Origin of the sequence: Salinispora tropica CNB-440 (assembly GCF_000016425.1) — a bacterium.
GTDB classification, from domain to species: Bacteria; Actinomycetota; Actinomycetes; order Mycobacteriales; family Micromonosporaceae; genus Micromonospora; species Micromonospora tropica.
Window position 1 is genome coordinate 4,939,258 of sequence record NC_009380.1, and the last position, 18,945, is coordinate 4,958,202.

The following is an 18,945-nucleotide window of genomic DNA, read 5'->3' on the forward strand; positions in this document are numbered from 1 at the left end:
GGGTGTTCCTGCTTGACGTCGGCTATTCGCTCAGTGCTCTTCCAGTTCGGACAGCTCGTTTCGGAGCTGACCGCCGCGGAGAACGTGGCGCTTCCGCTGCTACTCGCCGACACGGGCGGCGAGCAGCGCGGACCGCGGCACTGTCGTGGCTGGACCTGCTGGCCGAGGCGGGTATACGGCCACCGGCGGCGGGCGCGACACCCTGGCCCGAGCCGTGCTCTGGCAGTCAATGGCGCCAGCGGCGCCGGGCGTGCTGCTCGCGCTCGCGGTGGGCACCGGGTTGGCGTACGGACTTTCGGCACCGTGACCGCTTACGACTTCAGCGTCTGCCCGACGGGGGGCTGCGAGCCACCGCGGATCGTCCAGACGGTGCCGGTCCCCCTGGTCGATTTGGCACTGTTCGGCGCCGGGGGCCTCACGGCGTTGCTGGCGGCCGTCGGCGTCGGCCTGCTTTTCCTGCGAACCAACACCGCGCTGGAGGAGCATCGCGTCTGAGTGCGCCGATGGCGGCGTCAAGCAGCGGCTAACCCCTTTCCGCGCGGGTGGCGACGTAGGCCTCGATGCCCTCGATCAGCTGCCGCAGGCCGAACGTCAGGTTGGGCTCGGTGCTGGTGGCCGCCCCGGCATCCGCGGCCGGCACGGCGAAGGTGCCGGCCGACAGCAGGACGCTGAGGGTGGGAAAGCGGTCCGGCCCGGCCACCGCGGCCAGCGCCTCCCCGAAGGAGATCAGGTCGTCCCCACCGGCTGCCGGGGCCAGGTCGGCAGAGATCCGGGCTAGGCCCTGGGTAGCGCCGGTGAGAAAGAGGGTGAGCGACGCCATCTCCTCGTACGTCAGGCCGACGTCTTTGATGACGGTCAGCAGTGCCTCGAGCCAGGCCAGCTGGTTGGGGCCGATCGGTTGGCTGACCGGGGCCCGCAGCATCCACGGGTGGGCCTGGTAGCGGCCCCAGAGCGCCGTGACCCAGGCCTCGACCCGCGCCTGCCAGCCGCCGGGCACCGTTTCGAGACCGGGCGGCGCGCCGGAGGCCTCGTCGAACATGGCTTCGACCAGATGATTTTTGCTCGGCACGTAGCGGTAGAGGGACATCGGGGTCACCTCGAGCCGCTTGGCGACCTGCTGCATGGAGACGGCGTCGATTCCCTCGGCGTCGGCGATCGCGATGGCGGTCACGACGACCTGGGTGGTGCTCAGCCCGGGCCTCGGCCCGGGGCTGTTACGCGGGCGGTCACCCGCGCGCCAGAGGAACTCGAAGGTGCTCGACCCACCGCCCCACTGAGTCTGGTCGGAACCCATCGCGCCACCCTTTCATTGACACCCCACGCTAACCATATATAGCGTATAGTTATCAGTATATGCTCTATACAAACCTCCGGCGAACCGCGTTCAGACTCTGTGACGGCGCTGAGACCGCCACCCGCCGGACAACAGACGGGAAAGCGATGGACCACGAGTACGCGATTCAGGGCCCTCGGCACCGCTGACCAACTCAAGCACGGCGTGGGCCGGGAGCGGGTAGCCGTCGTGCCGAGCGGCCCCGACGACTTCCGCGCACGGCCTGACGATCGACTCGCTCTCGCTGACCAGCCGACCCTGGACGACGTCTTCTTCGCCCTCCCTCAGCGGGCGAGCAACACCCCGGCGGCCAACCCGGTCTCCGCCATCGGCGAGCGCAACGACGAGCCACGAGCCGCACGGTGACCACCCAGACCCAGGCCGGCGACGGCATCGTCCGGCCGGACACACGCGTAAAGCTCTACTGGGCGAAAAACGACAACCTGGTTCTGATCGGCCGGCACCTGCACCACGTGACCCGCAGCCCCGACCAACTCTTCACCGCAATCATGCTGCCGGCGACCCTGCCGCTGTTCCGTTTCGTGTGCGGCGGGGCGATCGACGTCGGGACCACCAGCCTCATCGGTCACCTCGGCGCCGCTCTCTTCCGCGCGGCGATCTCGCTGGTCACCATGGTCGGCCTCGGACTCGCCGTGGGATCCGCCCCGCCGGCTCCGTCGTCGACCCGGGTGCTGGCCGCCGGGGCGCTGCTCCTGTTCGCCTTCTCGCTGGCCTGGGTCGTCGCCGTGCTCGGCCTGGTCGCCAGGTCGGCGGACGGCGCGGGCGGACTCGGCATGATCCTGATGTTCAGCCCCTACGCCAGCAACGCCTTCGTCCAACCGGAGTCACTCCCCGACGCCGGAACCGCACCCGCCGCCCTTCGCTCACCAACAAGCGGCCATCACTCACACGGGTCGAACTTCGGCTAACTACCTACAACCGCCGAAGTAAAGCGCTGAACAAGCACGACACATGGGTTTAGTGTGAGGGCAAAGCAAGACTTACCTAACCTAGGTAAGGCTTACTTACTTTGACCCAAGCACGGCAACAACGAAACACGATTATTCTTTCCTGGGCGATGTTTACTGCTACAGTGTTGGCTGTTCGGGAAAACCCGCAGACCTCACCGGCTCCGCGTTTACGTCTCGCCGCTGCGGCAATACGGACTGACACCTTGTTACGCCGCGCTGGCTCGTTCCGGGCTGCCGGCCCGCACGGCCTTGGAGGCATCAATGAAAACTCTGTTGCAGTCACCCCCGGTACGCGAATGCGCCGCCACGGCGTGCAGCTTCAACGACGGCGGCTGCCACGCTCCCGCGATCACCGTGGCCTCGGCGGGTGACGCCGCGTCCTGCGCGACGTTCGTGGAATCCACCGTTTCCGGCGGGATCGCCGAGGTGACCGGCGCGGTAGGCGCCTGCGCCCGCTCCGAGTGCGCCTTCAACACCAACCTCGCCTGCACCGCCGAGTCCATCACCGTCGGTCCCGGTGCCACGGCCAGCGACTGCCTCACCTACCGGCCCGCCTGACAGCCGGCCACACCGGTCCACCCAAAGCCCTCGGCCGAGAAGCCGGGGGCTTTGGCGTCGGCGTCGGCGTCGGCGTCGGCGTCGGCGTCGGCGTCGGCGTCGGCGTCGGCGTCGGCGTCGGCGTCGGCGTCGGCGTCGGCGTCGGCGTCGGCGTCGGCGAGCAGTTGACCTAGGTCACCGAAGACCAGCCCCACTGACATGCGGTGACCTGCCTCACCTGCGACATCGACAGCCAAGCGACCCGCTTGGCAAGGTTAGCCTTACCTACTAGAGTCAAGTCCCGAGGCCGAGCTCATTTCACTTCCATGGCCGAGGGGACTACATGGCGTTCCATCCAGGCGACTGGCAAGCGAGTCTGACCAGTTCAGCGCTCGCCCGCGGGGCGACGTCGGAGACAGCGCTGGCGGGCACCCGTATCCTGCCGACCGACCACCACGCGGTGGTCTCGCGCTCTGCCCTCTCCGCCGCCACGTCCCTACGGCTGCGTCTCGGCGACGCCGCCGTCGACCTGATCGAGTCGCATGCCGTGCTGCCTGACGGCACGGTGATCCTGGCGGTCGACGCGATGAGCCCGACCGGCGGGCTGCTGGTGGCGGCGCGCGGTCGACACGGAGAGGTACAGCTCGACGTCACGCAGCTCGTCCCGGTCGCCGTACGCTCCCGGGTGCGGGCCAGAGTGCGGGTCACGGGCACCGCGCACCGATTCGACCCGGCGAGCCTGGAGTCCTGCGACGCCGACACGGTGATGTCCCTGCTCGATCTGCCCCCCGTGGCGCTCTGGGCGGTCGAACCGGTGGAGGTCGCGGTCACCAGCGGCGACGACGAGGCCGTGGTAAGCGGCAGTACCTACCGGGCGACCTGCCCGGATCCGCTCGCCACTGTCGAAGCCACTCACCTGGAGCATCTCATCCGGCACCACCGGGATGCGGTGGACCAGCTAACGACGCTGGTCAACCCAGAGTTGACGACCAAGGCGACGCGAGTGGTACCGGTTGCGGTCGACGCCGACGGCGTGGTGCTCCGCGCCGAGGGGCCAGACGGACACCTCGATGTCCGACTGCCGTTCGCCCACCGGGCCACCTCAAGCGCCAGCCTCGTCGAGGGGCTTCGGGCCCTGCTCGCCAAGGCGGCACCGCGCCGGCCCATCCGCTCGCCCCACCACACCACCGCCGTGACTGACTCGTCGGCAACCGCCTGCGTTCTCCCGGCAGGGGAGTGTGGAATTCCCTCCGTCTGATCCTGGGGACCGCCGGCTCGGGCCGCGTGCAGGGCCGCCCCGGTCCTGACCTTCGCGTTCAGCTCAGCCATGTCCGGGAACGCCGGCCACAGGTAGCACCCCGGTCAAGCAGCTCGGCCATGCGCTGGCGGAGCTCGTCCGGGTGGCGCAACGCGGGTGTGAACCCGAGCCGAACGTCGCGGTGGCCGCTCACGCGCTCCAGCCGGAGCACCAGCCCATACCGGTCCAGGCGAAGCGGGACGACCCGCCGCACGCCGTACCGGTGTCGTGGTGCGACCAGACGGCAGAGCCACTCGACCGTACGCGGGTGATGGCGGTCGAGGTGGCAGAGGAGTTCCGCCTCCTCGGTGGCGAGCGGGTCTGGTTCGGCGGCGGCGAAGTCGACCGGATCGACCATCGTGGTGACCCCGTCGATACTGAGCTCGATGGTGGCGAGGTCGAACTCGACGGTCAGCTCCTCGTCTCCGTCTCCGGTGTCGCGGGGGGCGACCGGGGTGAGCCAGCCGCTGAGCGTGCCACGGCCTCGGATCCGCTCCCGGACCGGCGTCGGAGCCACGTCGGCGATCTCGACGACTGCCGCGACCTCACGCTGGTGGGCGATGTCGGTGGCGAGCCGACTGTTGACCGGGAGATCGATCTGGATCCGGCCACGGGAGTCGAGTGAGTGCCGGTTGATCAGGTCGGCCCGATGCCCGGGTGTCCGCAGTTCCAGCGAGGTGGCCGCAGCGACGATCGTCCGCAGCCGCTGCGCGGAAGCGTCGGGGTGGGTGTTGCTCAACCTGGCACCTCCTATTAGGTTAGGCTTACCTTACTAGAGAGGTGAAGAGTGAACCAGCCCCGCCCCAAGATCAAGCGCTCCCGCGCCCTCGGCATCCCCCTGACCCCGAAGTGCGTGCGCTACTTCGAGCGCCGCCCCTTCCCGCCCGGTCAGCACGGCCGATCCCGCAAGAGCACCAGCGACTACAAGATCCGGCTCCTGGAAAAGCAGCGACTCAAGGCGCAGTACCACGTCAACGAAGGACAATTACGGCGTGCGTTCACCCGCGTCGCCCGACTCGAGAGCAAGACCGGCGAGGCCCTCATCGTCGACCTGGAGACCAGGTTGGACGCACTGGTGCTGCGATCCGGGCTGGCGCGGACGATCTACCAGGCGCGGCAGACAGTCACTCACCGACACATCACTGTTAACGGACGCCGGGTCGACCGTCCTTCGGCACGACTGCGCCCCGGTGATGTCATTGCCGTCGCCACCGGCAGCCGTACCAAGGCGCCCTTCCTTGTCGCGGCGGCCGGGGCGCACGCAGCGGAACGCTCTGCGCCCTACCTGGCGGTCAACCTCGCCGACCTGACCGTACGACTGATCCGGCTACCGCTGCGCTCCGAGGTGCCGGTGACCTGCCAGGAACAACTCGTCGTCGAGTACTACTCACGCTGAGCGGTTTCCGTACCGGTGCGTCGCTTCGGACGTCGACCGGTCGTCAGCCGCCACGGATCGGAAGACCTATGGGCATTTAAGCGGCTTTGTCTTCGCTTTCACACCACCAGTCAGGATGATATTGCTCCACATTGTCGTGAAGTCACCACAGTCGGTTGTCCATGATGCGCTACCTGCCGGGATGTCTCCGACTTCTACAAGCTCATCGGTCGACTCGCCCCCGTCCCCTCCGCGCCCGTGCTGTATACCCACGTTGCCTCCAGCAAGCGTGCTGAACTGATGGACGTCTCCAGTTTGAACGGCCCCGACCCAACGATGCGCGAGCAGCACGCTGAAGGCGACCGCGGTCAGGGCAACCCCCAAGGACACCAGAGCGACCGCGTGGTGACGCCGCAGTCGTCCCGGGGGTAACTGGCTGGCGCGCTGACGTCATGCGGGAAGACCCCGGCGCGGCGAGCGTTGACCGATCGCCCGTCGCCGTCGCGAACCGGCGGCAGCGAGGGTGCGCTGCCAGCAGGCTCGTGCGCAGGAGTAGCGCCGGACTTGGGCGGGTCAGTCATGGGCTCCGATCCCGGGTGTTGGGTGATCACCGGTGGGTGATGCGAGATCGATTGTGGGCCGAAGGTGCGATCCGGTCAATCCACTCCAGTTCGATGTCATAGGGCATAACGCACTGCCTACAGGTCACCGCTCTCGACGGCCCGGCCGATCGCGGAACCACGGGCCCTCACCAACGCCGACAGACCCATCGGATTTTGGGCGCTGATATCCGACAGTCGACGGACTTCCTGTCAGGATGACAGGAAGTCTATGGTTCGATCCATGGCTGACGATCGATGGGTACCGCCAACCGTCCTTCTCGCGGTTGACCTTGTCATCCTCACCCTGCGGAATGCGTGCCTGCAGGTGCTGTTGGTCGAACGCGGCATCGATCCCTACCAGGGCATGTTTGCCCTTCCCGGTGGCTTCCTCAACCACGAGCGAGAAGATCTCGTGACGGCCGCACACCGCGAGCTGGCTGAGGAGGCCGGTCTGGGGCCGGATCAGCTGCACCTCGAACAGCTCGCCGTCTACGGTGCGCCGGATCGCGATCCCCGAGGACGGGTGGTCTCCGCGGCATACCTGGCTATCGCTCCTCGGCTACCCGAACCTATCGCCGGCACCGACGCGGTCCAGGCGTGCTGGACCCCGGTGGCGCAGGCGTTGTCCGGCGCACCACGGCTCGCATTCGATCACGAGCAGATCCTGGCCGACGGGGTTGACCGGGCGCGGGAAAAGCTGGAGCGGACGGCGCTCGCCACCGCTTTCTGCGGTCCGACCTTCACGATCGCCGAACTTCAGGACGTCTACGAAATCGTGTGGGGCGTACCGCTAGATCCGCGCAATTTCTACCGAAAAGTCCAGAGTGCAGATGGCTTCATCGTCCCCGCTGACGCGAGTCGCAAGACCGACGGGGGCCGCCCCGCACGGCTGTTCCGCCCCGGGCCCCGCACCACTCTTCACCCCCCGATGCCCCGCCCCCACAGCAGGGCAGACAAGGAGAAGGCGTGAACACGAACAGCGGTTTCGTCGTGATCCTCACGGCGCTGAACCTCGAGTACGAAGCGGTCCGCGACCAACTGGCCGACCTTCGGGTACGCCCCCACCCGGCCGGAACCCGCTTCGAAGTAGGCAAGCTCGGCCAGAGCGGCTGCCGGGTCGCGCTGGGACTGGCTGGCAAGGGCAACCATCCGGCCGCAGTAATCGCGGAACGAGCGATCGCACAGTTCTCACCGACCGCGATGCTGTTCGTGGGAATCGCTGGCGGGTTGTGGCCCACCATCCGGCTCGGTGATGTCGTCGTCGCCAGCAAGGTCTACGCCTACCACGGTGGCACCAGCGAGGACGACGGTCTGAAGGCACGACCGAAGTCGTGGGAGATACCCCACGAGGCTGATCAGATCGCCCACCACCTCGATCGTTCTGGCACGTGGCATCGGAACCTTCCCACCGCCACGGCACCCCGCGTCCACTTCGGTCCGATCGCCGCGGGAGAAGTCGTACAGGACTCGGGCATCTCCGACCAGGCCCGCTGGATTCGTCAGCACTACCACGACGCCATGGCGATCGAGATGGAAGGCGCAGGCGCGGCTCAGGCGGGCCATCTCAACAGGGCTCTGCCCGTGGTGGTCGTACGCGGCATCAGTGACCACGCCGACGGCAGCAAGGCAGCCATGGACGGACAGAACTGGCAACCGAAGGCCGCACGGCACGCTGCCGCGTTCGCTACCGCACTCGCAGAAGAACTGATCACTCAGTCCCCCCACAGCCGGGGCGACACCGACCGGGACGGGAGCCGCACGATGCAGATGACCAACTCCAACCTCGCCACCGGAAACGCGCAGGTCGGGTTCCAGGCCGGGCAGATCAACGGCAACATCACCGTCGGGGCCACCCCCGCCCAGTCGACCGACGACGTTGCGGCCAGCATTGCGGAGCTGCGAACCCGACTCAAGCAGGCCCACCTCGACGGGCAACTGGACGAAGAAACCTACGTCGCCGCCGAGTCGGAGTTGGAAGCAGCGGCGGAGTGTGTCGCGGCGGGCATACCGGAGAAGAAGAGTGGCCTGGTGGTCGCGCTCAAGCGATTGCGCGGTCTGGTGGCCGATGTGTCGGAGCTGGCGGCGCGGCTAGCGGCCATCATCGCCGTGGTGCGGAGTATGTCATGACGACCTCGACCACGACCAACGTCGCCCAGGGAGACGCGCACGTCGGTTTCCAGGCAGGGGTGGTCCACGGTGACATCAACTTCTACCGGATACCACCAAACCCGACCCCGCAGGAGCAGTTCACCTACGCACTGAAGTATCTCAACGCGCGAGTTCGTGATCAAGCGAGCGAGCTGATCGAAAAGGCGGTGGCCGGAGGGTACGCGACCACCAACGTCCAGTTCTACCGACTCATCGCCCTGCTGAGCGGACGTACTCTGCGTCAACTCGCCCCCGAGGAGCTGGATCGCCTCACCGCGATCTACGCCAGCCTGCCCCACCTCGATGATCGCGACGAGTGGGCAGCGGGGTTGCGGGTCATCATCCGCCTACTCAAGCCGGTCCGGGCCAACGAGACGGAGCTCGTGGTCAAGGAGATCGACGCGCTGAACCAGCGTCAACGCGAAGCGATCTACGGCCACCTTGAGGCGCTGCTCGAGGGTGCGATACAGGATGAGATGTGGCAGAAGGCTGTCGCCCTCGCAGAGTCAGGACGCACCGCGGATAGCCGACTAGAGCGAATCTGGACGTTCTTCCACCCCACACCCGCGCAGCCGCGGACGCTGCCGGTACGACCTGCCGAGATCGCACTGCGTGACCGGGTCCGCGTTGGCGTCGGTGCCACCGTGTTCAGCCTTGCCGCGGCGCAGCTCATCATGCTGGTAGCAGCGCACGGCGCACTTGACTCCATCCTCGCTCTTCTCGCCGGCCTGGTCGGTCTGGCCGGCATCTGCGTCGGCGGAGCGGACCGGCACTACCGCGGAACACGGTTGCGCGCGAAGGAAGCGCAGATCCGCCCACCTCGGCAGTGGCGACGAGAAGCGCCACCGGGAGGCTTCGCTCGTAAAATGGACCGGCTCTTCGACCGCTACTTCGGTCGGTATGTTCCCGAGGGAACCGATCGGGCCTACTGGCTGGCCCAGACGGCGGGGATCCGCCGGAACCTCCGCGACGAGGTGGTCGAGATCTACCGGGAAACACACGTTGGGGCGGATCGACTCGCGTGGCTGGTCCGATACCTGGTGAGCGATGTCCGAAGGCAGTGGGAGCGGGACACCCTGACGGCCTACCGTCAGCGGCTACGACCCTCCGTCCGGAGCCGGTTCCTCTACTTTGGCGGCCTCGTCCTCGTCGCCGGAGGCACCCTCTGGATGTTTCCTGCCGTCGTAGCCGCTTCTCCCCTGCCCGGCATCGGTTGGCTCCTCCTAGCGGCGGCTGCCGCGACGCCCGCCGCGCGTGCGTCGTTCCAGATCGTCGCCGAACGCCGCCGGGTGGTTGACGAGCAGGCCGAACGGCTCGCCAAGGAGGCAGCCCGCTGGGCCGCGTACGCCCGGTGGTGCCACAAGTTGTCCAACAAACCGTCGGACGTCCAGATGGCCGCCTGGCTGGAGTGCGACCGCAAGGTTCTCGTCGACCAGGCGCTACAGCAGTACCGGCTGCGCCCCAGCCAGGTGATCGCCCACGCCTTCATCGAGGCGCCAGCACCCTCCTGCAAGAAGGCACGCTATCCGCAGGGGCCGTGGCGGTACTCCCGGTACCGTCTGTTGCTGTTCCTGCTCACCGACGACGGCGTCCGGCAGGTCGACGTCGATCTCGACCTCGAGACCGCCACCAGCCGCATCACTCAACGACTCAACTACCGCTTTGACGCCGTAGCCGCTGTCCGGGTAGACGGCATCGCCACTCAGCAGCAGACTTTCGAGCTGACCCTCGTCAACGGCGAACCTATCACCGTGCGGGTGAACGACGCTGACATCGAGACACTCCAGCCTGATGAAGACGCCACCACGATCGCTGAAGTGTCACTCGACGCCACTGGCCTCAGTCACACACTGCACGTACTCGAAGGCGTGGCCGCAGAGGGCAAGGAATGGATCAAACACCGACGCCGCAGCGCCGACGAGAGACTCCACAACCACGATCCGGAACGAACCCAGCCGAAAGTTGACGACGCCCGGTCCGCCGTCCACGGCAACCACCGGAGCATCGAAAGTCGAGCGCAAGGCCCGACGTGAGCCTCCAGGCGGCAGCCTTGTCGGGTACCCACACAGCGGCCTTCGGCGACTGGTACGGGCCATTGCGCGGCACTTAGCGTGGCGTCAATCCGGGCCTGACTCGAGGAGCCTGACCAACTCGAAAGAAGTACCCGATGGCCACCAGCGAATCCCGCAACGGTCCCGTACGAATCATGCTGGTGCCGCCGGCGAGCTGACTGTGCTGGCGGCGCCCCTCCTCGACCGGCTCGCCCTGTCTCTCGGGTTTCCCAGCCTGGTGCTGCTACTCGGGCTGTGCCTTCCGCCGCTTGCCCGGTGGGCGCTGGGCTGGGACACGGCGTTGCCAGTGAAACCGGTGTTTCAGCTCCTCGGGGCGATCGACAAGCCGTGGGAGATGGCCGTGAACCTGGCCACTGGCTGGTTCTCAGGATGACGATCGTCTTCGCGGCGATGAGTGAGCTGCTGCGGGTGGCGCTGAGCGACACCGAACTGTGGGTGACGAAGCACGACCAGTCACGACGAGTCGCGCGTGGCGACGTATCGGCGTGACGTTCGCCATCAGGTCGGCCCAGAGCGAACGCAGCCCAACCAAGCGACACGGTCCGGCTAGTGTCGATCTCATGGGCGGAGGCCGGGAAGTCACGTATGACATCGACGGATTGACGATGGTCGGTTACATGTCGCGGCCGGCGGGCGGTGGGCCGTGGCCGGCCGTGCTTCTTGGACATGACGGCGTCGGTCTCGATGACTATCAACGCGGCCGAGCCGACGACCTCGCCGAACACGGCTATCTGACCTTCGCGATGGACTACCACGGCGGCCGGACCTTCTTCGGCGAGCCGCAAGCGATGCTGGATCGACTCCTGCCGCTGATGGCCGACCCCGCCCGCATGTTGACCATCGGTCAGGCCGCGCTCGACGTGCTACTCGCCGAACCCGGCGCCGATCACCACCAAATCGCTACGCTCGGTTACGGGGGTGGCGGTCGAATCGTACTGGAACTCGCCAGGACGGGAGTGCCCTTCAAAGCGCTCGCCGTAATCCACCCCGGTCTGCCAACTCCGCGCGCCGAGGACTGGACGAATGCCTGTGGAACCTTCCTGCTCTGTACCGGTTCCGAAGATCCAATCTGTACTCCCGCTCACATCTCAACGTTCAGCAACGCACTCCAGGAAGCTGGCGTCGATTGGCGGGCACATATTTACGGCGGAGCCAAACATGCCTTCTGGGCCGCTCCGACTCGGCCTGACGGGACACCTACCGGCGGCGCTGACCACCTCAGCCCCACTGTGCCCGGTGTGGGCTACCACGCCGCCCACTCCGCGCGGGCGTGGCGGGCGGTTCTCGACTTGTTCGGCGAACGCATCGGGTTGCCGTCGCCCGCCTGCTAGGCCGTGAGCTTGTCCGAGCACGCCCAGTAACCCGGATGAACAGGCGATTCCTGCACCGTCCAGACAGTCACCTTCCGCGCATGAGTCGTTGCTCGGAATGACTCAGTGATGGAACCCGGGTCGCTCACCCAAAGCCTCGATAGGAGCAGTTAGGGATTCGAGAAATCCTACCTCTGCATGGAGATCGGCGACTAACGCCCCGGCGAGGTCGCGGCTGAGACCGCCGCGGACCACGATCCGCTGAACGGTGAGGTGAGTTAGGTCGTCGGGCATCGGGTACGTGGGGACCTGCCACCCTTTCATACGCAATCGATCGGACAGATGATACTGGTTCCAGTTATAGGAACGCCCCTTTCGAAGATGCCACGTCAGCACCGGAAGGTCACTGCCGTCACTCCACAGCTCGAACTGCGGCATTTTGGCGATCTCCCGGGACAGGTACTGTGCCACGTCTTGTGTGGCCTGATGCACCCGCTGATAGCCGTCCCGGCCGAGGCGCAGGAACAAGTAGTACTGCAGTAACACCTGAGCCCCCGGTCGGGTGAAACTCAACCCGACAGTCGGCGTCTCGCCACCCAGGTAGGCCACCCGGAACCGCAGGTCCTCGGGCAGCGCCGCCTGATCCCGCCAAACAATCCATCCCAGACCCGGGTAGACCAGCCCGTACTTGTGGCTCGAAACATTAATCGACGCGACCCTACTGATGCGAAAGTCCCAAGTGATGTGGGGTTGAATGAAGGGCGCCACGAATGCGCCGGTAGCTCCGTCGACATGGATAGGGATATCCAGACCTTTCGAAGCCTGGATCTCGTCCAGCGCCGCCGCGATCCGCTCCACCGGCTCATACATTCCGGTGTATGTCACGCCAAACACCGCCACGACGCCGATCGTGTTCTCGTCCACGTACGACCGAAGATCGTGACCGTCGAGCACCTTGCGCTCCTCGGAGATCGACACGATTCGCGCTTCCACGTCCCAGTAGCTACAGAACTTCTTCCAACACACCTGCACTGCGCTCGACATCACCAGATTGGGACGTTCGCTCGACTTTCCGACACTACGACGCGCATGCTGCCAGCGACGCTTGAGCGCCAACCCTCCCAGCATGCACGCCTCAGACGAACCGATCGTGGACGCGCCGATGGTATTCCGGGGTTCCGGCGCATGCCAGAGATCCGCCAGGATGATCCGACACCGTTCCTCTATTGCGTCCGTAGCCTTGTATTCGTCTTTGTCGATCAAATTCTTGTCGAAGGTGTCGGCGTACAGCTTTTCGGCGTGACTGTCCATCCAGGTGCCGACAAAAGTCGCTAGGTTCAGCCGCGCGTTGCCGTCGAGCGCCACCTCGTCGTGCACGATCTGGTATGCGGTTTCCGGCAGTGACTCACAGTCTGGAATCGAGAATCGAGCAAGCTCGGTCGACTCACCCGGACGCGCGAACAGCGGATTCACTTCGACCACGTCCGCCTCGGCAGAATCCACAGGTCGCCGCGTGTTCGACATTTGCGCTCCTAAAGTTGGATGCCAGCGACCCGGTATCCGACGCGAACGAGATACGGTCACCCTCGGAAGCAACAGACTCTTCCGGCACACCCTACGCCGCTGACACCTCACGGCACCGGCAATCGCCACGCCTCCCGCATGGTTCAGCTTTGGTCGAAACCGGGGCGGCGATGTGCCGGTACAACGTAGGGTGAGCCCGACGGAGCATGCTTGCCGCCGGGGGGGCGTGATGGCTTCCTCCGACATAATGCCATCGACCAGAAGCCCGGCGACCATCACTGTTGTCGGGTTGGCGATGCTCAACATCGTCGCGGTCGTCAGCCTGGACGGGCCGCCGACCGAGGCCGAGTACGGACTCAGCGCGGCCTTCTATTACCTGTTTGCGGCGGTCTTCTTCCTCGTTCCGGTTTCGCTTGTCGCAGCCGAGCTCACCACCGCGTGGCCCGAGAGGGGCGGCGTGTTCAGGTGGGCCGGAGAGGCATTCGGGGCCCGCTGGGGTTTCCTGGCGATCTTTCTGCTGATCGCCCAGGTGACGATCTGGTTTCCACTGGTCCTCACCTTCGCCGCGATCTCCCTGGCCTACACCGGCCCCGAGGCGACAGTCGACCAGAAGCTCTCCGGTAACCAGCTCTACGTTCTGGTCTCCGTGCTTGCCGTCTACTGGCTCGCCACCGCCATCGCCGCCCGTGGGGTAGCCGCCTTCACCCGGGTCGCGAAGTGGGGTGGAATTGTCGGGACGATCATCCCCGCCGCCGCCCTCGTCACCCTCGGCATCGCCTACCTGCTCACCGGGGGCGAGTCGCAGATCCCATTACGCTGGGATGACGCGATTCCCGACTTGAGCAACGTGAGCAATCTGGCGCTCGCGGCGAGCATCTTTCTTTTTTATTCTGGCATGGAAATGAACGCGGTCCACGTCCAAGATGTAAGGAATCCGGATCGGGGGTATCCGGTTGCGATACTTTTCGCAGCGTTGGGAACAGCGACCATCCTCATTTTGGGGACACTCACGATCGCCTTCGTCGTGCCCAGGGAAGAAACTGGCGGCACCCAGTCCCTACTCATCACTTTTATCAACGCGTTTCACTGGTTCGGCCTGTCCTGGGCTACGCCGATCCTGGCGTTCGCGCTCGCGATTGGTGTCCTGGCCGGCATTGTGACCTGGGTGGCCGGACCTTCCAGCGCCATGCACTCGGTGGCGAAGGCAGGCTACCTGCCCACCTTCTTTCATGCCGCCAACAAGAACAGGATGCCCATCCGAATCATGCTGGTCCAGGCAGTCGCGGTCAGCGCCGTAGCAGTCGTGTTTGTCTTCATGCCGTCGGTGCAGGCGGCCTTCCAGATCCTCAGCCAGTTGGCCGGACTCCTGTATCTGGTGGTCTACCTGACCATGTTCGCCTCGGCGATCTACCTCCGCTACCGCCAACCTGACCGACCACGGCCATACCGAGTGCCGGGCGGACTCGCGGGAATGTGGATCATCGGCGGAGCCGGCTTTGTCGCCTCGGCACTCGCCCTCGCCTCGAGCCTCGTGCCACCGAGCCAGATCGGCATTGGCAGCCCCGCTCGCTACCTCGGCCTACTGGTCGGGCTGGCCGCTTTGATCATCACAGCCCCACTTCTGCTGTTCGCGAGGCGCAAGCCGCACTGGCGCGACCCGGCCAGCAATGTCGAACCGTTCGCCTGGGAGACCCCCGATGACCGCCCCGGCCCCTGACACGCCCGCATCGGCGCACGGCGGAACACCGAGCGCCGGGCCCCGGGCAGGAGCCCGGCGCGAACGAGCATCAGTTCTCCACCTGGATGCCGGCCGCCTGGGCGAGTCCGTATGACAGGCTGATCAGATCCTCGTGGTCCACAACAGCGCCACGCCAGCTGGAGAAGTCGCCGACACCAGCCAGGGTGCAGCCCCGAAACCGCGTGCCCTCCATCGACGCGTGGTGGAACACCGCCCCGGTCAGATCACAGCCTCGGAAGGTCGCGCCCCGCAGGTCCGCATTGGTGAAGTCAGCGCCCTGAAGGTTGCAGTCCTCGAACCTCACCGCATCGAAAGTCGTCATCCGCCACGCCGACAGGTCCACCCGGCATCCGGTGACGGTGACATCCCGCAGCACGCCGTCAGCCCACGTCACGCCCGTCATCCTGCACTGCGCCAGCCGCACCCGGGCCATCTCTCCACCGTCGGCGCGCAGATTGGCCCAACTGGAATCCGTCACCAGGCAGTCACTCAACACCACCTGATCCAGTCGACACTCTGCCAGGTCAGCCCCACGAAACCGGCACTGCCGGAAGGTCACCGACGAGGCATCCTGGCCGGTCAGCCGCGCGCTGTAGAGAGCCTGGCACGTCAGTGTTGACTCCGACTCCAACACGGTCGCCTCCCACAGGTCGACCTCGGTGGGCGGAACGGGGCTACGCGGCTCCCGTCGCTTCCGTGGGTCGGTGGCGCGTCGTGGACCCGAGGATCGGACAGGCATGAGCACACTCTAGGGCCCGCCTGTGACCGTACGGCTGTCGTGTCGTGCACCGCTGCGGGCATCGGCGCGACTAGACTCGACCCTCGAACAAGCGTGCCAACCCGGGGGTGCTGGTGTCGAACAATCCCGTGAGCCTGAGCTGGGTCTTCCGGCCGGACCGAGCCGACCAGGACCGAATCGCCGAACATGCCGGTAAGCCAATCCACGCCGTGCAGCGGCGAGCCGACGACGGGAGCCGGGTGGAGGTCGTCCTCATCGACGGGGTACGGGTGCAGGCGTACCGCCACGAGGTCGTGCTCGGCTGACGCGTGCGGAGGTCGCGCGGTCGGTGACGGCGGGCCTCACTCCCGCGCCGTCCCGGCCGGCCGCTCGACCTGATCAAGAAGGAGGCGCAGACATGGACATGACTGGTGCCCGATGGCACAAATCAACGCGGTCCGGCGCCAACGGCGGGTGGTGCGTCGAGGTGGCCGACAACCTGCCCAGCGTCGTGCTCGTGCGTGACACCAAGGACCGGGACGGCGGCACCCTCCAGTTCAACCCAACCGTGTGGCAGACCTTCGTCGACTTCGCCAAGCGACACTGACCAACACCAAGGAAGGCCCGGCTCCCCCATGGAGACCGGGCCTTCCTCCTACGGCTGAATGCTGGCGTACCCACTGCTCAGCCACAGCCGTCACCCACCGGCGACCGCGTCGCTGCCGCACCTGTCCACTGAACCGCAGCTCCTACTGCGGGTCAGGCGTCCCGAACTCCCACACACAGGGCGAACTGGCATCGAGATAGACATCGTAGCGACCACCTCGGTCATGGGTTTGGAGGAAGAGCCGGTATCCGTCAATCGCTTGGACATGGTAGCGATGGAGGTCGGCGAAAGGATTGTCATCCGTGATGACCTTGTAGCCCTTCTGCTGCCAGAACGCGGAAAGGATCGGTAATACCTCCGTCACTGACCAGGAGCTGGAGGCAGGTGCGATAATCTGAGCTCGTCGTTCCACGAATATTCTGCCACCGGGGCCGCCGTCAGTAGGGGCATCGCATGAGAGAGATCGCAAGCTGAGATTTCTCTCGGTGGTGATCCCAGAGGGCAACTGCGCGAGCGCCTCCTCCCAGAGCATGTCGACTCGTTGAGCCGCTTGCGCACTCGTCTCGGTGGATTGCAACGCCTTGTCCTTTCCCAGGCAGCCAGCCATCGTAAGCATGATCACCACGGCCACGACCAGTGCGGCACCTACCCGCCGATGCGTCATGTCACTGCACCTTCGGGAGCTGGCCGGTAGCAATCAGCGCCATGTTCCAACGCGCGATGTTGTCCTGATCCCAGTAGGCGGAGTGGGTGGCGGCCTCGTCGTCCGGCTCGCCGGGGTCGCTGGCGAAGACTCGCGCCCCGAAGTCGGGCTCGCTGGGATCGTTGCCGTGCACAACATCCCAGTCCGGAATCCAACGGATGATGTCGTGTTCCGCCGTGGTGGCCCACACCTGATCGGGACGTACGCCGGTCAGGTCGGAGGCGTGGTTGACGTCAACGCCAGGCGAACCGACGAACACCACCGCATCGGCGTCGAAGCCAGGGCCCCGAGCGGCGTGACCGATAACCGTGGAACCGTAGCTGTGGCCGAGCACGGTGTTATGTGACGGGCTGTCCCCGTTGTGAGTAGCGCGCAGCCCGGTCTGGAACGTGTCGAGGACTCGGCCGCCGCCCTCGGCATAGGAATCCACGCCGGCATCCGGGAAGATCGTGTCCGGTGCGTCATAGCCATACCAGTAGACCACCGATGTCGTCTTGTCCTTATCCGCCCGGGCAGTGTCCTCGGCCATGTCGTCCGCCCGCTCAATGCCGCCACCGACATGGGAAAGTTTCTCGCCGGTGCCGGGAACGTAGGTGAGCACGTTGTCAGCGGTGTCCGGGTCACCGACCGAGACGATCGCCCGGCCGTCACCATCGCTGGAGAACCCGATCAGATATGCCTCCGGCAGGTCCGGGTCATGCAGCCGGGTGCTGATCGCATCGATGCCACGAAGCTTGCCGGACAGCACCGCACGCTCGGACGCGAGCTTCCTCAACTCGCCTTCCAGCGCAGTCCTCGGATCCTCGGCGTCCGGATAGACGTCTGAAAACCGACCCTGCCGAAGAATGCTCCACAGATAGCCTTCTCTGTCCTCAACCGTGCTCAACCGCTGCTGGAACAGCGCGCTCTGGCGCTCCAACACGCTGCGGTTGGCCACGTCCCGGTCCGAAACCGGAATGCCGTCCATCCCGCCGACCAGCTCCGGGAACCTGCGCAGCACCTGCTCCTGCTGTAGCGGAGTCAGCGACGCCCACCACGCGTTAGTCTCCGCCGGGCTCCGCGCCGACTGCGCCTCCACCACCTCGCGAGGGACTCCGTCGAGCTGGCCGGTCCCGAAACCGGCCTGCGGCGACGGCACGTTGACGGAGATGGTGTTGGCGGTCGCATCGTCCTGCGTGCGGGCGTAGTCCACCACCGTCGGCAAATACCGAAGCACCGACTCGCGTGCCCGACTGAAGCGATCCAGACCACCAGCGGTGTCCGCCGACGGCGGCGCGGTAGCTACCCCCGTCACCATGTCGACGTGGTAACCAGCCTGCCGCGCCGACGCGACAATCTCCTCTGCCTGCCGCCGCAATGCCACCATCGCGTACGCGTGGTGCTCCAACGCGTCCGCCATACGCTTCGCCGGGTTGTAGACGTTACTCACCTCAGCCCGCAACGCCTCGGCCTTCCCGACGGCAGCCGCGGAGGCACGGCCATCCGGCCAGACATGAACAAGATCCCGAGTACCACGGATCACCTGCTCCGCGACATCGTCGACTCCCTGAGCGAGCCGACCCCACACCTGCGCCGTCGCTTGCCACGGATCCGGCCGAAAGTCAAGCACATCCCGCAACGTCAGGTCACTCACCGAGGTGGCACCTCCGTACGCCGCAACCCGTCGGCGTTCGCCTCATCCGTGGCGAGATAGTCCTGCGCAGACGCGGTCAGATCCGCACCGAAGCCGTCCACCCGCTCCGCGAGCCGACGTAACTCCGCCAGCCACACCTTCTCCGCCGTCTGCGCCGCGACCGCCGCAGCCGAACCTGACCGCGGCGGCGCCAACCCGGCACCGGCCGCCGGCACCGACTCCCGCAACGTCCCGGCCGCCGCCGCGACCTTCGCCCCAATGCTCTGTAGGGCTTCCACGTCAACCGCGAACCCAGGATGCATGAGCACCTCCCCCTCGTGCGACCCCGCACGATACCGGACGTGCACCATCATGGATGTGACAGTTGTCGTGACATT

General features: G+C 66.2%; 22 protein-coding genes and 2 pseudogenes. 15 read left to right on the forward strand and 9 right to left on the reverse strand.

Translation table 11 applies throughout. From position 1 onward, the window contains the following. Positions 1–33: 33 nt before the first annotated feature. Together STROP_RS26405 and STROP_RS25920 are read left to right on the forward strand one after the other, a co-directional pair. Positions 34–194, forward strand: a pseudogene (locus STROP_RS26405) (ABC transporter ATP-binding protein); the annotation flags it as partial. 109 nt (positions 195–303) lie between these two features. Then, the gene (locus tag STROP_RS25920; RefSeq protein WP_238380325.1) at positions 304–495 is read left to right on the forward strand and encodes a hypothetical protein; all 192 of its coding nucleotides are present in this window, start codon (positions 304–306) and stop codon (positions 493–495) included. Positions 496–523: 28 nt separating this feature from the next. Here the strand turns inward: STROP_RS25920 and STROP_RS22010 are convergent, their stop codons facing one another. Continuing rightward, on the reverse strand, positions 524–1,294 hold the full coding sequence (locus STROP_RS22010) for a TetR/AcrR family transcriptional regulator (protein ID WP_012015554.1): 771 nt from the start codon (positions 1,292–1,294) through the stop codon (positions 524–526). Between the two features lie 228 nt (positions 1,295–1,522). On the opposite strand from STROP_RS22010, the gene STROP_RS25300 reads away from it, so the two are divergent. The 3 genes from STROP_RS25300 to STROP_RS22025 all read left to right on the forward strand — a co-directional run bounded on the left by STROP_RS25300 (position 1,523) and on the right by STROP_RS22025 (position 2,862). Beyond that, positions 1,523–1,699, forward strand: a complete 177-nt coding sequence (locus STROP_RS25300; RefSeq protein WP_018829713.1) for a hypothetical protein — start codon at positions 1,523–1,525, stop codon at positions 1,697–1,699. Beyond that, entirely contained in the window at positions 1,696–2,262 is a 567-nt protein-coding gene (locus STROP_RS22020) for a hypothetical protein (protein WP_012015556.1), read from the forward strand. The genes STROP_RS25300 and STROP_RS22020 overlap by 4 nt, the downstream gene beginning before the upstream one ends. 303 nt (positions 2,263–2,565) lie before the next feature. Then, positions 2,566–2,862, forward strand: coding sequence for a DUF1540 domain-containing protein (locus tag STROP_RS22025; protein ID WP_012015557.1), 297 nt, complete (start codon positions 2,566–2,568; stop codon positions 2,860–2,862). Here the strand turns inward: STROP_RS22025 and STROP_RS25305 are convergent. Beyond that, positions 2,847–3,062 (reverse strand): hypothetical protein, encoded by a 216-nt coding sequence (locus tag STROP_RS25305; protein WP_012015558.1) that lies wholly within the window; start codon positions 3,060–3,062, stop codon positions 2,847–2,849. The genes STROP_RS22025 and STROP_RS25305 overlap by 16 nt on opposite strands. Positions 3,063–3,184: 122 nt before the next feature. Here STROP_RS25305 and STROP_RS22035 point away from each other — a divergent pair, with 122 nt between their 5' ends. Continuing rightward, a complete protein-coding gene (locus STROP_RS22035) occupies positions 3,185–4,099 on the forward strand; it encodes a DUF2470 domain-containing protein (protein ID WP_012015559.1) in 915 nt (304 codons plus the stop codon). A gap of 58 nt (positions 4,100–4,157) precedes the next feature. Here STROP_RS22035 and STROP_RS22040 read toward each other — a convergent pair whose 3' ends face one another. Further along, positions 4,158–4,877, reverse strand: a complete 720-nt coding sequence (locus tag STROP_RS22040) for a DUF2470 domain-containing protein (RefSeq protein WP_012015560.1) — start codon at positions 4,875–4,877, stop codon at positions 4,158–4,160. A gap of 48 nt (positions 4,878–4,925) precedes the next feature. On the opposite strand from STROP_RS22040, the gene rpsD reads away from it, so the two are divergent. After that, positions 4,926–5,534, forward strand: a complete 609-nt coding sequence (rpsD, locus tag STROP_RS22045) for a 30S ribosomal protein S4 (RefSeq protein ID WP_012015561.1) — start codon at positions 4,926–4,928, stop codon at positions 5,532–5,534. Positions 5,535–5,600: 66 nt separating this feature from the next. Here the strand turns inward: rpsD and STROP_RS26245 are convergent. Continuing rightward, positions 5,601–5,851 (reverse strand): annotated as a pseudogene (locus STROP_RS26245) (hypothetical protein). A gap of 505 nt (positions 5,852–6,356) precedes the next feature. On the opposite strand from STROP_RS26245, the gene STROP_RS22050 reads away from it, so the two are divergent. The 5 genes from STROP_RS22050 (at position 6,357) to STROP_RS22070 (ending at position 11,666) form a co-directional block, all read left to right on the forward strand. Continuing rightward, positions 6,357–7,085, forward strand: a complete 729-nt coding sequence (locus STROP_RS22050) for an NUDIX hydrolase (protein ID WP_026274753.1) — start codon at positions 6,357–6,359, stop codon at positions 7,083–7,085. Further along, positions 7,082–8,242: a 5'-methylthioadenosine/S-adenosylhomocysteine nucleosidase family protein gene (locus tag STROP_RS22055; RefSeq protein WP_012015563.1), complete on the forward strand. Its 1,161-nt coding sequence runs from the start codon at positions 7,082–7,084 to the stop codon at positions 8,240–8,242. The genes STROP_RS22050 and STROP_RS22055 overlap by 4 nt, the downstream gene beginning before the upstream one ends. Next, the gene (locus tag STROP_RS22060; protein ID WP_012015564.1) at positions 8,239–10,296 is read left to right on the forward strand and encodes a hypothetical protein; all 2,058 of its coding nucleotides are present in this window, start codon (positions 8,239–8,241) and stop codon (positions 10,294–10,296) included. The genes STROP_RS22055 and STROP_RS22060 overlap by 4 nt, the downstream gene beginning before the upstream one ends. A 199-nt stretch (positions 10,297–10,495) precedes the next feature. Then, positions 10,496–10,708, forward strand: a complete 213-nt coding sequence (locus tag STROP_RS23330; RefSeq protein ID WP_028564909.1) for a YqeB family protein — start codon at positions 10,496–10,498, stop codon at positions 10,706–10,708. Positions 10,709–10,895: 187 nt separating this feature from the next. After that, positions 10,896–11,666, forward strand: coding sequence for a dienelactone hydrolase family protein (locus STROP_RS22070; RefSeq protein ID WP_012015565.1), 771 nt, complete (start codon positions 10,896–10,898; stop codon positions 11,664–11,666). A gap of 102 nt (positions 11,667–11,768) precedes the next feature. On the opposite strand, the gene gad is transcribed toward STROP_RS22070, so the two are convergent. After that, complete coding sequence (gene gad, locus STROP_RS22075) at positions 11,769–13,169, reverse strand: glutamate decarboxylase (RefSeq protein ID WP_012015566.1); 1,401 nt, start codon at positions 13,167–13,169, stop codon at positions 11,769–11,771. Between the two features lie 229 nt (positions 13,170–13,398). Here gad and gadC point away from each other — a divergent pair, with 229 nt between their 5' ends. Next, the gene (gadC, locus tag STROP_RS22080) at positions 13,399–14,886 is read left to right on the forward strand and encodes a glutamine/gamma-aminobutyrate antiporter GadC (protein WP_012015567.1); all 1,488 of its coding nucleotides are present in this window, start codon (positions 13,399–13,401) and stop codon (positions 14,884–14,886) included. Between the two features lie 70 nt (positions 14,887–14,956). Here the strand turns inward: gadC and STROP_RS22085 are convergent, their stop codons facing one another. Next, the gene (locus STROP_RS22085) at positions 14,957–15,652 is read right to left on the reverse strand and encodes a pentapeptide repeat-containing protein (RefSeq protein ID WP_018829706.1); all 696 of its coding nucleotides are present in this window, start codon (positions 15,650–15,652) and stop codon (positions 14,957–14,959) included. Between the two features lie 101 nt (positions 15,653–15,753). Between STROP_RS22085 and STROP_RS22090 the strand changes: the two genes are divergently transcribed. Beyond that, positions 15,754–15,951, forward strand: coding sequence for a hypothetical protein (locus tag STROP_RS22090; RefSeq protein ID WP_018829705.1), 198 nt, complete (start codon positions 15,754–15,756; stop codon positions 15,949–15,951). 98 nt (positions 15,952–16,049) lie between these two features. Beyond that, positions 16,050–16,232, forward strand: coding sequence for a DUF397 domain-containing protein (locus tag STROP_RS22095; RefSeq protein WP_028564912.1), 183 nt, complete (start codon positions 16,050–16,052; stop codon positions 16,230–16,232). Between the two features lie 142 nt (positions 16,233–16,374). Here the strand turns inward: STROP_RS22095 and STROP_RS22100 are convergent, their stop codons facing one another. From STROP_RS22100 to STROP_RS22110, 3 genes are read right to left on the reverse strand one after another with little or no spacing between them, the layout of a single operon-like run. Then, positions 16,375–16,896 carry a hypothetical protein gene (locus tag STROP_RS22100; RefSeq protein ID WP_028564913.1) on the reverse strand — a complete coding sequence of 174 codons (522 nt, stop codon included), beginning with the start codon at positions 16,894–16,896 and terminating at the stop codon, positions 16,375–16,377. 1 nt (position 16,897) lies between these two features. Then, positions 16,898–18,568, reverse strand: a complete 1,671-nt coding sequence (locus STROP_RS22105) for an alpha/beta hydrolase (RefSeq protein ID WP_012015572.1) — start codon at positions 18,566–18,568, stop codon at positions 16,898–16,900. Beyond that, positions 18,565–18,921 (reverse strand): WXG100 family type VII secretion target, encoded by a 357-nt coding sequence (locus STROP_RS22110; RefSeq protein ID WP_012015573.1) that lies wholly within the window; start codon positions 18,919–18,921, stop codon positions 18,565–18,567. The genes STROP_RS22105 and STROP_RS22110 overlap by 4 nt, the downstream gene beginning before the upstream one ends. Positions 18,922–18,945 lie beyond the last annotated feature (24 nt).